Source organism: Nonomuraea sp. NPDC049624 (genome assembly GCF_040675255.1).
GTDB lineage: Bacteria > Actinomycetota > Actinomycetes > Streptosporangiales > Streptosporangiaceae > Nonomuraea.
Genome location: NZ_JBFAOR010000004.1, coordinates 13,635 through 25,261, shown reverse-complemented (window position 1 = coordinate 25,261; position 11,627 = coordinate 13,635). Strand labels below are relative to the sequence as shown.

General features: G+C 72.5%; 9 protein-coding genes. 3 read left to right on the top strand and 6 right to left on the bottom strand.

Annotation, left to right across the window (positions count from 1 at the left end; all coding sequences use genetic code 11):
• Positions 1-58: 58 nt before the first annotated feature.
• Positions 59-649 carry a DUF5998 family protein gene (locus tag AB0J76_RS16185; protein WP_352323634.1) on the bottom strand — a complete coding sequence of 197 codons (591 nt, stop codon included), beginning with the start codon at positions 647-649 and terminating at the stop codon, positions 59-61.
• Positions 650-745: 96 nt separating this feature from the next.
• Positions 746-3,415: a GNAT family N-acetyltransferase gene (locus AB0J76_RS16180; protein ID WP_352323633.1), complete on the bottom strand. Its 2,670-nt coding sequence runs from the start codon at positions 3,413-3,415 to the stop codon at positions 746-748.
• 167 nt (positions 3,416-3,582) lie between these two features.
• Here AB0J76_RS16180 and AB0J76_RS16175 point away from each other — a divergent pair, with 167 nt between their 5' ends.
• Positions 3,583-4,476: a sugar kinase gene (locus tag AB0J76_RS16175; protein ID WP_352323632.1), complete on the top strand. Its 894-nt coding sequence runs from the start codon at positions 3,583-3,585 to the stop codon at positions 4,474-4,476.
• 51 nt (positions 4,477-4,527) lie between these two features.
• Here the strand turns inward: AB0J76_RS16175 and AB0J76_RS16170 are convergent, their stop codons facing one another.
• Positions 4,528-6,615, bottom strand: a complete 2,088-nt coding sequence (locus tag AB0J76_RS16170; RefSeq protein ID WP_352323631.1) for a RecQ family ATP-dependent DNA helicase — start codon at positions 6,613-6,615, stop codon at positions 4,528-4,530.
• A gap of 111 nt (positions 6,616-6,726) precedes the next feature.
• A complete protein-coding gene (locus tag AB0J76_RS16165) occupies positions 6,727-7,563 on the bottom strand; it encodes a TauD/TfdA family dioxygenase (protein WP_352323630.1) in 837 nt (278 codons plus the stop codon).
• Between the two features lie 123 nt (positions 7,564-7,686).
• Between AB0J76_RS16165 and AB0J76_RS16160 the strand changes: the two genes are divergently transcribed.
• Complete coding sequence (locus AB0J76_RS16160) at positions 7,687-10,185, top strand: DNA topoisomerase IV subunit A (RefSeq protein ID WP_352323629.1); 2,499 nt, start codon at positions 7,687-7,689, stop codon at positions 10,183-10,185.
• 57 nt (positions 10,186-10,242) lie between these two features.
• Here AB0J76_RS16160 and AB0J76_RS16155 read toward each other — a convergent pair whose 3' ends face one another.
• Complete coding sequence (locus AB0J76_RS16155) at positions 10,243-10,617, bottom strand: VOC family protein (protein ID WP_352327654.1); 375 nt, start codon at positions 10,615-10,617, stop codon at positions 10,243-10,245.
• A gap of 51 nt (positions 10,618-10,668) precedes the next feature.
• Here AB0J76_RS16155 and AB0J76_RS16150 point away from each other — a divergent pair, with 51 nt between their 5' ends.
• The gene (locus AB0J76_RS16150) at positions 10,669-11,235 is read left to right on the top strand and encodes a thioredoxin family protein (protein WP_352327653.1); all 567 of its coding nucleotides are present in this window, start codon (positions 10,669-10,671) and stop codon (positions 11,233-11,235) included.
• A 17-nt stretch (positions 11,236-11,252) separates the two neighbouring features.
• On the opposite strand, the gene AB0J76_RS16145 is transcribed toward AB0J76_RS16150, so the two are convergent.
• Complete coding sequence (locus AB0J76_RS16145; RefSeq protein ID WP_352327652.1) at positions 11,253-11,573, bottom strand: hypothetical protein; 321 nt, start codon at positions 11,571-11,573, stop codon at positions 11,253-11,255.
• Positions 11,574-11,627: the final 54 nt, after the last annotated feature.

Sequence of the window (11,627 nt, the reverse complement as noted above, 5' to 3'; positions counted from 1 at the left end):
TGGCCCTGGCGGCGGCCCGGTGGGGCCGGGCGAGGAGCCGGACGGCGGGCCGTGGTGGTCAGGCGGCGGCTCGGGCGGTGGCCTCGGACAGGGCCTTGGCGAAGGCCAGCACGTGGGTGACCGCCTCGGGGCCGTCGGCCGCCTCGCTGACCCGCAGCGACAGGTCGTCGGCGGTGATCGCGCCGGTGTAGCCGTGGTCGGCGTCGCAGTTCTCGTCGCCGCAGGTGGCGGGTTCCAGGTCGACGTGGGAGATCGCGCCCCAGCCGATGGTGAGGGTGACCTCCGTGGGCGGGACGCCTGGCACGTAGGAGGCCGGGTCGGGCACCACGCGGGTGACGGCCACCGACTGCACGCGGCTCAGCCGGACCGCCTCGGTGGTCGTGGACGCGTGGGAGGCCGAGACGCCCTCGACCGCCGGGTGCTCGTCGGTGTGGCAGACCAGCAGCCTCGTCGTCGACAGCACCAGGACGGTGACGTGCCTGCGGACCTCCATCGCGGGATCGAAGGTGGCCTCGTGGTGGACCACGAACGCGGTCACGGCCTCCTTGCCCAGCGCGGATTCGACCGCATCGGTGACGAGGTCGGGGTAGTAGCCGCTGCGCTCGATCGCTTCACGCAGGCCCGCGGCTGAGACTCGGGTTTCCCTCATGCCTCCATCCTGCCAGGGCCGCGCAGTGCACTCACCCGCCAGACATAACGCTCTATGAACGTCTTTGTCTAGACATGAACGACATTGGGTGCGCGGTCAGGAGAGCCGTCTCGGGCCGCCGTCCAGGCGTGGTCCGGCCGGGGTGCGCAGGGTGGCGCGGGCGCCCAGGATCAGCACCTCCGACTCGCCCACCAGCACCTGGTCGAGGTCGAGCCGGGCCACCTGCGGCAGGTCGTTGGCCAGGCGGCCCACCCGGACGAGCAGCTCCTCCAGGGCGGGGACGGCGACGGGCGGGTAGCCGTACTGGCCGAACAGCAGCGGGGCGGCGCGCACGGAACGCACCAGGGCGGCGGCGTCCTCGCCGGTCAGCGGGGCCAGCCGGAAGCCCTGGTCGAGCAGCAGGCGGGCGGTCACCTCACCGAGCCCGAACGAGACCACCGGCCCGAACGCGCGGTCCTCGACGACCCCAACGACGGTGGGCACGGCCGGCTGCGGCGCCATGCGCTGCACGGCCAGCTCGACCTCCTCGCCGAGCTGGTCGGCGAACTCGGCGTAGGCGTGCCGGACCATCTCGGGACCGGTGAGCCCCAGGCGTACGGTGCCCGCGCGACGCGAGGCCCCCGGATCGGCCACCTTGAGCACCACCGGCCAGCCGAGCCGTTCGGCGGCGGCCACGGCCTCCTCCGGCGAGCGGACGACCTCGGCGGGCCAGACGGTCAGCCCGTAGGACGACAGCAGCTCGGTGGCGTCGATCTCGACCGGCGGGCCCGGCTCGGCGAACCCGCCCGGCTCCTCCCCCGCCGGGGCCGGCGCGCCGGCCAGCGCGGCCAGCACCAGCTCGCGGGCGCGGGCGGTGTCGAGGCCGTCGAGCTCGGGCGGCGGCACGGCCGGATGCGCCCGCCAGGTGGCGTACCGCACCACGTGGGCCAGGGCCCTGACCGCCTCCTCCGGCGCCGCGTACGACGGGATGGAGCCCCGCGCGGGCGTGCCGCCGGAGCCGCTGGGCACGCGCAGCGACGGGTGCATGCCGAGATGCCCGCGGAAGGTGGCCAGCACCGGCTTGGCGGACCCCTGCGAGACGCGCAGCAGCTCGGCCGCCACCTCGTCCGACTCGCCGGGGATCGGCGGCATGTAGATCACGACGGCCGCGTCGACCTCGTCGGCGGCCAGCTCGCCGGCCAGCGCCGCGCCGAACTCGGCCGGCCCGGCCGCGGCGCCCAGGTTGACCGGCGGGCGCGGTTCGAGGCCGGCCGCCAGGCAGGAGTCGGCGGCCAGCAGGCCGAGGGCGTCGGAGTTGGTCACGAGCGCGACCCTGGGCCCGGCGGGCAGCGGCTGGTAGGCCAGGAGCTGGCCCACGTCGAAGAGCTGGATGAGGTCGTCGACCCTGATCAGGCCGGCCTGGGCGAACAGGGAGCTGATCGCGGAGTCGGGCAGCCCGAGCTCCTCGGCCGAGTGGCCGGCCGGGGTGCCGCCGCTCTTGACCACCACGATCGGCTTGTTGCGCGCGATGCGCCTGGCCAGCCGGGTGAACTTGCGCGGGTTTCCCAGCGACTCCAGATAGAGCAGGATGACCTCGGTCGCGGAGTCCTCCTCCCAGTACTGCAGGAGGTCGTTGCCCGAGACGTCGGCGCGGTTGCCGGCCGAGACGAACGACGAGATGCCCATGCCGCGCTGGGCCACGCGCTGGAGCAGCGCGGTGCCGAGCGCGCCCGACTGGCTGAAGAAGCCCACCCGGCCCCGCCCCGGGACGGTGGCGGCCAGCGTGGCGTTGAGCTTGACGGCCGGGTCGGTGTTGGCGATGCCCAGGCAGTTGGGGCCGACCACGCGCAGGCCGTAGGAGCGGGCGATGCGGGCCAGCTCGTCCTGCCGGGCGCGGCCGGACGCGCCGGTCTCGCCGAACCCGGAGGAGACCACGACCAGCCCGTGCACGCCCTTCTCCGCGCACTCCTTGACCACGTCGAGGACGCCCTCGGCGGGCACGGCCACGACCGCCAGGTCGACCTCGCCGTCGATCTCGGTCACGCTGGGGTAGGCCCGCACGCCCGCGACGGCCCGCACCTGGCGGTGGACGGGGTAGACCGGGCCGGTGAAGTCGGCCGCCAGCAGGTTGCGCAGGACGGTCTGGCCGACGCCGCCGGGCTCGCGCGAGGCGCCGATGACCGCGACCGACCCCGGGGACAGCAGGCGCGCGATCGACCGCGACTCGGCCCGGTGCTCGCGCGAGGTCGTGACCTCCGCCGAGGTCTCGGTGGGGGTCAGGTCGAGGGTCATCCGGACGACGCCGTCGGCGAACTGGCTCTGCGCGGTGTAGCCGGCCTGCCGCAGGACGCCCATCATCTTCATGTTGGCGGGCAGCACGTCGGCGACGAACCGCTCGATGCCGCGCTCGCGGGCCGTGGCCGCCAGGTGCTCCAGCAGCACGGAGGCCACGCCCCTGCCCTGGTGGGCGTCCTCGACCAGGAAGGCGACCTCGGCCTCGCCCGGCTCGGTGCGGTCGTAGCGGATCACCGCGACCATCTCGGCGCCGATGGTGGCGATGAGGGCCACGCGGTTGACGTAGTCGACGTTGGTGAAGCGCTCGACGTCGCGGTCGGACAGCCGGGGCCGGGGGCCGAAGAACCGGAAATAGATCGACTCGGCCGACAGACGGGAGTAGAAAGCACGGAGACGGTCGGCGTCGGCGGGCCTGATGGGGCGCACGTGAGCGGTGCCCCCGTCGGCCAGGACGACGTCGGCCTCCCAGTGAGCCGGATATTGTGCCTCCACGCCACGAGCGTAAACCCGCATCCCACATGCCAAGACCGGTGGGCCTCTTGGGCAACGCTTGTGCATCGACTGCTGCCCGGTGTCCGGGGTCAGCCCCACGAACAGCCCGGAAGCTGTTAGTTTTGCCGTGGCCAGGGTCGTTCTGAAGGCAGCAAGGTGGTGGCATCATGACGCGGGTCGTCGTGGTGGGCGATCTCATGACCGACGCGGTCGCGCGCGCCCGTTACGCGCTCGCCAGGGCGAGTGACACGCCCGCGATCGTGACGATGCACGGCGGCGGCTCCGGCGCCAACATCGCCTCGTGGCTCGCCGTCGAGGGCGCGGAGGTGGCCTTCATCGGCCGCCGGGGCGCCGACATCACCGGCCGCAACCGCGACATGGAGCTGATGGGCTACGGCGTCGACGCCCGGCTCGTGATGGATCCCGAGCGGCCCACCGGCACCTGCGTGGTGCTCGTCACGCACAAGGGCGAGCGCACGATGCTCTCCGACCCGGGCGCCAACGCCGCCCTGTCCCCAGAAGACCTGCCGCGCGACCTGTTCGCCTCGGGCGCCCACCTGCACCTGTCGGGCTACACGCTGGTCAACGAGGGCTCGCGCGACGCCGGTCTCGCGGCGCTCGACATGGCGCGCCGCACGGGCATGTCGATCTCGGTCGACTGCGCCTCCTCGGCGCCGCTGGAGCGCACGGGCGCCGAGCCGTTCCTCGAATGGACCAACGGCGCGAAGCTGCTGTTCGCCAACATCGACCAGGCCAAGGTGCTGACCGGCCGCGACGACGCCGAGGCCGCCGCCAAGGTGCTCACCGCGTGGTTCCCGCAGGTCGTCATCAAGATGAACGCCGAGGGCGCGCTGTGGTTCAGCAACGGCCGCCCCGACCCGGTCCGGGTGGCCGCCGAGCCGGTCGACAAGATCGTCGACGGCACGGGCGCGGGTGACGCGTTCTCGGCCGGGTTCCTGCCGCCGTGGCTGGCCGGCAAGCCGCCGGCCGAGTCGCTGGCCGCCGGGTGCCGGCTCGCCGCCAAGGCCATCATGCACCTGGGCGCGCGCCCGCCGTTCTGACCCGCTCCCCGGCCGGGCCTTCCCTGCCCCGGCCGGGTTTCCTTCCGCCGGTCAGGACGTGGTGGCCAGCGCGAGCGGCAGCACGGCCGGCGCGCCCGCGTGCCGGATCAGGGCCGCCGCCAGGGTCATCGTCCAGCCCGTGTCCACGCGGTCGTCGATCAGCAGCATCGGGCCGCCGCACTGGGCGATCGCGGCGCCGAGGTCTTTCGGCATCGCCAGCGTGCCCCTGATCGCCTGGACGCGCTTGGCGCTGTTGAACTGCCGGCCCGGTGACCCCGCCCGGTAGCCCAGCTCGCCCAGGTAGGTCAGCCGGCCCACCTGCGCCAGCCGTTCGGCGAAGCCGCGCACCAGCAGTGGACGCGTCGCCGACGGCACGTTGACCACGGCCACCGGCCGCTCCTGCCAGTCCCACGCCGACAACACCTGGACGACGGCCTTGAACATGTCGTCGGCCATCGGCCCGTCGGCTCCGGCGAGCAGCTCGCGCAGCCGGTTGCCCCAGCCGATGTCGGTCAGCCGGCCGAGCGCGCGGCCCGGCTCGGCGCCGAGCTCGGGCTTGATCCTGCCGGACAGGTCGGCCAGGCCGGTGGGCCACTGCCTGCGCGCCTCGATCTCGACGCCGGGCCTGCTCAGGCGTTCGCGGGCGCTCTCGACGGCCTGGGCGGCGATCTCCGGCGAGCGGTGGCGGCCGGTGCAGTTGTCGCAGCGGCCGCAGGGCGTGGCGGTGTCGTCGTCGAGGTGCCTGCGCAGGTACTGCTCGCGGCACTCGTCGGTGGTCAGGTAGCGCAGCATGGCGTCCTGCTCGGCCTTGCGCTCGGCGGCGATGCGGGCATAGCGCTCGGTGTCGTAGGCCCAGGGCTCGCCGGTGGACTCCCAGCCGCCCTTGACCCGGCGCACGGCGCCGTCGACGTCGAGGACCTTGAGCATCATGTCCAGGCGGCTGCGGCTCAGGTCGACCGCGGTCTCCAGGGCCTGGGTGGACATCACGCCGCCCTGTTCGAGCGCCTGGAGCGTGGCGCGCACGACGGGCTCGGGCGGGAAGGCCAGGGAGGTGAAGTAGGCCCAGATCTCGCGGTCTTCCGTGCCGGGCAGCAGGATGACCTCGGCCCGCTCGACGCCGCGCCCGGCCCGGCCGACCTGCTGGTAGTAGGCGACGGGCGACTGCGGCGCGCCGACGTGCACGACGAAGCCCAGGTCTGGCTTGTCGAACCCCATGCCGAGCGCACTCGTGGCCACCAGCGCCTTGATCTTGTTGTTGAGCAGCGCCTCCTCCGCGGCCAGCCGCTCGGCCGGGTCGGTCTGGCCGGAGTAGGCGGCCACCTCGTGGCCCTGCTCGCGCAGGTAGCCGGCGATCTCGTGGGCGGCGGCGACGGTGAGCGTGTAGACGATGCCGGAGCCGGGCAGCTCGCGCAGGGTCTGGGCCAGCCAGGCCAGGCGCTGCTCGGCCGAGGGCAGCTTGACGACGCTCAGGTGGAGGCTCTCGCGCTCCAGCGGGCCGCGCAGCACGAACGTGCCCTCGCCCATCTGCTCGGCGACGTCGCGGGTGACGCGGGCGTTGGCCGTGGCGGTGGTGGCCAGCACCGGGATGCCGGGCGGCAGCTCGTCGAACAGCGTGGCGAGCCGGCGGTAGTCGGGCCGGAAGTCGTGGCCCCAGTCGGAGATGCAGTGGGCCTCGTCGACGACCACGAGCCCGGCGCTCTCGGCCAGCTCGGGCAGCACGTTGTCGCGGAAGTCGGGGTTGTTGAGCCGCTCGGGGCTGACCAGCAGCACGTCGACCATGCCCTCGGCGACCTGGCCGTAGATCTCCTCCCACGCCTCGGGGTTGGCGGAGTTGATGGTGACGGCCCTGATGCCGGCACGCTCGGCGGCGGCGATCTGGTTGCGCATGAGGGCCAGCAGCGGCGAGACGATGACCGTGGGGCCCTCGCCGAGCTCGCGCAGCAGGGCGGTGGCCACGAAGTAGACGGCGGACTTGCCCCAGCCGGTGCGCTGCACGACGAGCACCCTGCGCCGGTCGAGCACGAGCGCCTCGATGGCGGACCACTGGTCGTCTCGCAGCCGGGCGTGGTCGCCGGCCAGGGCCCGCAGCCGCTCCTCGGCCTCTTCGCGCAGCATCGCCGCGTCGGGGGCTTCAATCATGCCCCCCTTATTACCAGCTTCCACCGACGGAACCGGCCCACCGGCGCGTCCCGGCCCGGACGAAGGGGCGGGGCCGCCGCCCGGAATTCGCCCCGTCGGGCTGGGTCTCGCTCAAGCTGTGAGGCGCTCCTTGTCCGCGTGCTCGGGGAAGGCGTTGATCGTGACGCGGTGCATGCGGCGGCGTTCGGTGTAGTCGGCGACCGCGTAGTGCTGGGTGGGGCGGTTGTCCCAGAAGGCCAGCGTGCCGGGACGCCAGTTCAGCCTGCACTGGTACTCGGGCGAGCGGATGTGGTCGATGAGCAGCGGCAGCAGGGCCTCGTTCTCCCGGTCGCTCAGCCCCACCAGGCGGGTGGTGGAGGCGCGGTTGACGAACAAGGCCTTGCGCCCGGTCTCGGCGTGCACGCGGACCACCGGGCGCTCTATCGGCGGCCATTTGGCCTGGATCTCGGCCAGGTCGAACGGGTGCCCCTTGGAGATCGCCTTCTTCATCGACATCGTGATGTCGTGCACGGCGGTCAGCTCGTCGCACAACCGCTGGATCGACGGCGACAACGTCTCGTAGGCCAGGTAGGTGTTGGCCCAGCAGGTGTCGCCGCCCACGCTCGGCAGTTGCACGCAGCGCAGCAGCGAGCCCATCGGCGGCGTGGGCTCGAAGGTGTTGTCGCTGTGCCATTCGTCCCCGCCCTCGCCCTTCGGGGAGGTCTGGTCGAGGATGTGGATCGGGCTGCCGGAGTCCTTCTTGAACGCTGGATGGTTGAGCGTGCCGAAGTTGAGGGCGAACTGCAGGTGCTGCTCGTCGTCGATGTGCTGGTCGCGGAAGAACAGCACCAGGTGCCGCAGCCACCCCTCGCGCAGGGTCGCGACGTCTTCCGGGGAGAGGGGTTTGCGCAGATCGACCCCGGTGACCTCGGCGCCGATGTGCTTGGTCACGGGATGGAACTCGATCATGGCGAAGCCTCCGGGGGCGGGGGGACGGGGTCCTCGCCTCCGACGGTAAGACCCAAGCAATTGCTTGGTCAAGGCCGGGGCGGCGCGCCGACGAGTCGCGGGCACCCGAGTCTCTTCGGCACAATGTTCGACATGGCCCGACGTACGACTGCACCCCCGCCTGAGGACTTCGAGGAGCGGATCGTCGACATCGACGTCTCCTCCGAGATGCGCAAGAGCTATCTCGAGTACGCGTACTCGGTGATCTACCAGCGGGCCCTGCCCGACGCTCGCGACGGCCTCAAACCGGTGCAGCGGCGCATCCTCTACTCCATGAGCGAGATGGGCCTGCGTCCAGAGCGCGGCCACGTCAAGTCCTCGCGCGTCGTGGGCGACGTCATGGGCAAGCTCCACCCCCACGGCGACAGCGCCATCTACGACGCCCTCGTGCGCCTGGCGCAGCCGTTCTCGATGCGCCTGCCGCTGGTCGACGGCCACGGCAACTTCGGCTCCCCCGACGACCTGCCGGCCGCCATGCGGTACACCGAGGCCAGGCTGGCCCCGGCGGCGATGCTCATGGTGGAGTCGCTCGACGAGGACACCGTCAACTTCAAGCCCAACTACGACGGCCAGGAGACCGAGCCCACGGTCATGCCGTCGGCGTTCCCCAACCTGCTGGTCAACGGCACCACCGGCATCGCGGTCGGCATGGCGACCAACATGGCGCCGCACAACCTCGCCGAGGTCGTGGCCGCCGCCCGCCACCTGATCAAGAAGCCCGACGCCACGCTCGACGAGCTGATGAAGTTCGTGCCCGGCCCCGACCTGCCGACCGGCGGCTCGATCATCGGGCTCCAGGGCGTGCGCGACGCCTACGAGACCGGGCGCGGCACGTTCCGCATGCGGGCCAGGTGCGCGGTCGAGCAGATCACGCCGCGGCGCAAGGGCATCATCGTCACCGAGCTGCCCTACAACGTCGGCCCCGAGCGGGTGGTCACCAAGATCAAGGAGCTGGTGACCAGCAAGAAGCTCCAGGGCATCGCCGACCTGAAGGACCTCACCGACCGGCACAAGGGCCTGCGCCTGGTCATCGAGATCAAGAACGGCTTCATCCCCGAGGCCGTCCTGGAGGAGCTCTACCGGCTGACGCCGATGGAGGAGACCTTCGGCATCAACAACGTCGCCCTGGTCGACGGCGAGCCGCGCACGCTCGGCCTGCGCGAGCTGCTGCAGGTCTACGTCGACCACCGGCTGGAGGTCGTGCGGCGCAGGTCCGAGTTCCGCCGGCGCAAGCGCGAGGAGCGCCTGCACCTGGTCGACGGCCTGATCATCGCGCTGCTCAACATCGACGAGGTCATCCAGGTCATCCGTTCCTCCGACGACTCGGCGCAGGCCCGCGCCCGGTTGATGGAGGTCTTCGACCTGACCGAGATCCAGGCCGCCTACATCCTCGACACGCCGCTGCGCCGGCTCACCAGGTTCGACAAGCTGGAGCTCGACCAGGAGAAGGAGACGCTGAGCGAGGAGATCGCGGCGCTCACCGAGATCCTGTCCTCGGAGGCGAAGCTGCGGCAGGTGGTCTCGGGCGAGCTGGCCGAGGTGGCCAAGAAGTACGCCACGCCGCGCCGTACCGTGCTGCTGGAGGCGCCGGGCGTGGCCCGCACGCCGGTGGTGTCGCTCCAGGTGGCCGACGACCCGTGCTGGGCGCTGCTGTCCTCCACGGGGCTGCTGGCCCGCACCTCCGACGCGGCTCCGCTGGCGGGCGACGGCGATCGCTCGGCGCACGACGTGCTGGTGTCGGTGGCGCGCACGTCCGTACGCGGCGAGGTGGGCGTGGTGACGTCGCTGGGGCGGTTGATCCGGGTCCAGGTCGTCGACCTGCCGACGCTGCCGCCCTCGGCCAACCCGCCGACGTTGTCGGGCGGCCATCCGGTCTCCGAGTTCGTCGCGCTGCAGCCCGACGAGAAGGTCGTGGGCCTCGGCTCGCTCGACCCCGACAGCCCCGGGCTGGCGCTCGGCACCGCCCAGGGCGTGGTCAAGCGGGTGGTGCCCGACTACCCGGCCAACCGCGACGACTTCGAAGTGATCACCCTCAAGGACGGCGACACCGTGGTGGGCGCCGCCGAGCTCGACTCCGAGGACCACGACCTGGTCTTCATCTCCTCCGACGCCCAGCTCCTGCGCTACCCGGCCTCGCTGGTGCGCCCCCAGGGGCGGCCGGCCGGCGGCATGGCCGGCATCCGGCTCGACGACGGCGCCCGGGTGATCTGGTTCGGCGTGGTCGACCCCTCGCGTCCGGCGCAGGTGGTCACCGTGGCCGGGTCCTCGACGGCGCTGCCGGGCACGCAGGTCGGGGGCGGCAAGGTCTCCGACTACGCCGAGTTCCCGGCCAAGGGCCGGGCCACCGGCGGCGTGCGGGCCCAGCGGTTCCTGAAGGGCGAGGACGAGCTGCTGCTCGCCTGGGCCGGCCCCGCGCCCGCCAAGGCCGTGTCGGCGGTGGGCAAGCCGGTGCCGCTGCCGGAGGAGATCGGCCGCCGCGACGGCTCAGGCGTGCGGCTGACGCACACCATCGGCGCCGTCGGCGGCGCCCTGGCCGCCGGGCCGCAGGCCGACGCGCCGCCGCCGGTGCCCGAGGAGGAGTGATCCCCGGCTGACCGGCGTCACGAAGGCCCGCCCCGCCTGCGCGGGGCGGGCGTCCGGTCAGTCGCGGCAGAGGCAGAACGTGTGGCCGGCGGGGTCGAGGAAGACCCGGAAGCTGTCGTCCTCGCTCGGCTGCCGCTCGTGCTTGGTCGCGCCGATCTCCAGCACCTGCCGCTCAGCCTTGTCCATGTCGGTGACGGTGACGTCGATGTGGAGCTGCTGCGGCCGATCGCCCTCCGGCCAGGTCGGCGGCCGGTGGCCGGGCACGCGCTGGAAGGCCAGGCGCTTGGGCGAGCCGCCGTCCTCGACGACCACCCAGCTGTCGTCCTCGTACGTGACGGGCCAGCCGAGCAGGCGCGCGTAGAACTCGGCGAGCGCCCGCGGCTCCGGGCAGTCGAGGACCGTCGTGCGGAACTCCGCGATGCCGGCCATCATTCACCTCCTGGACTTGTTTCGCCGGCGTCCCGGCCGACGAGAATGAACGTCATGGCTGCCAATTCGTTCATGGTTCCCCTGGGCACGCCCGCGCCCGCCTTCGACCTCACCGCCATCGACGGCGGCAGCGTCTCGCTCGCGGACCTCAAGGGCTCCCCCGCCACGCTCGTGGTCTTCCTGTCCAACCACTGCCCCTACGTACGGCACATCGAGACGGGCCTCGGCACACTGGCCGCGGGCTACGGCTCCAGGCTGTCGGTGGTGGGCATCTGCAGCAACGACAGCGTGAACTACCCCGACGATGATCCCACACACCTGGCCGAACAGGCCCGGCGCGCGGGGTTCCCGTTCCCGTACCTGCTGGACGACACCCAGGACGTCGCCAAGGCCTACCGCGCGGCCTGCACGCCCGACTTCTTCCTCTACGACGGCGATCTGCGGCTCGTCTACCGGGGGGAGTTCGACGGGTCGCGCCCGGGCAACTCCGTCCCGGTGACCGGCTCCTCGCTGCGGGCGGCGATCGACGCGCTGCTCGCGGGCGATCCCGTCCCGGCCGAGCAGCGCGCCTCGATCGGCTGCGGCATCAAGTGGCGGCCGGGGAACGAGCCCACGGCCTGACCACAGGCTGAGCGCCGTCAGGCGGAGGCGGCTGCCTCGATGGCGGCGGGCAGGGCGAGCAGGAGCTCGTGGGGCTCGCCGCCGGTCCACGACCGGATCAGCCGGGCCCCGGCCTCGCCCGGGTCGAACTCCTCGCAGCCGAGCGGACCGAAGCAGCCCGCCTGGTCGAGCATGAGGATGATCGGGTCGTCCTCGGGCAGGCCGGCGGCGTACGCGGCGGTGTCGAGCAGGGCCAGCGCGCATCTGGCGTTGCGCCCGTCGTCGTTGGACTCCACACGGTCGAGGCGGCGCCGGGCCTGAGCGCGGAGATACGCGGCGAGCGATTCGGACCTACTCACGACTGACCTTCTTCGACGACGTACAGATGGTGACGACATCATCACCCAAGGTGA

Excerpts from the sequence above, each read along its gene's own strand:
- AB0J76_RS16185 (WP_352323634.1), bottom strand. The coding sequence starts at position 649 with ATGAGGGAAACCCGAGTCTCAGCCGCGGGCCTGCGTGAAGCGATCGAG.
- AB0J76_RS16175 (WP_352323632.1), top strand. The coding sequence starts at position 3,583 with ATGACGCGGGTCGTCGTGGTGGGCGATCTCATGACCGACGCGGTCGCG.
- AB0J76_RS16170 (WP_352323631.1), bottom strand. The coding sequence starts at position 6,615 with ATGATTGAAGCCCCCGACGCGGCGATGCTGCGCGAAGAGGCCGAGGAG.
- AB0J76_RS16165 (WP_352323630.1), bottom strand. The coding sequence starts at position 7,563 with ATGATCGAGTTCCATCCCGTGACCAAGCACATCGGCGCCGAGGTCACC.
- AB0J76_RS16160 (WP_352323629.1), top strand. The coding sequence starts at position 7,687 with ATGTTCGACATGGCCCGACGTACGACTGCACCCCCGCCTGAGGACTTC.
- AB0J76_RS16155 (WP_352327654.1), bottom strand. The coding sequence starts at position 10,617 with ATGATGGCCGGCATCGCGGAGTTCCGCACGACGGTCCTCGACTGCCCG.
- AB0J76_RS16150 (WP_352327653.1), top strand. The coding sequence starts at position 10,669 with ATGGCTGCCAATTCGTTCATGGTTCCCCTGGGCACGCCCGCGCCCGCC.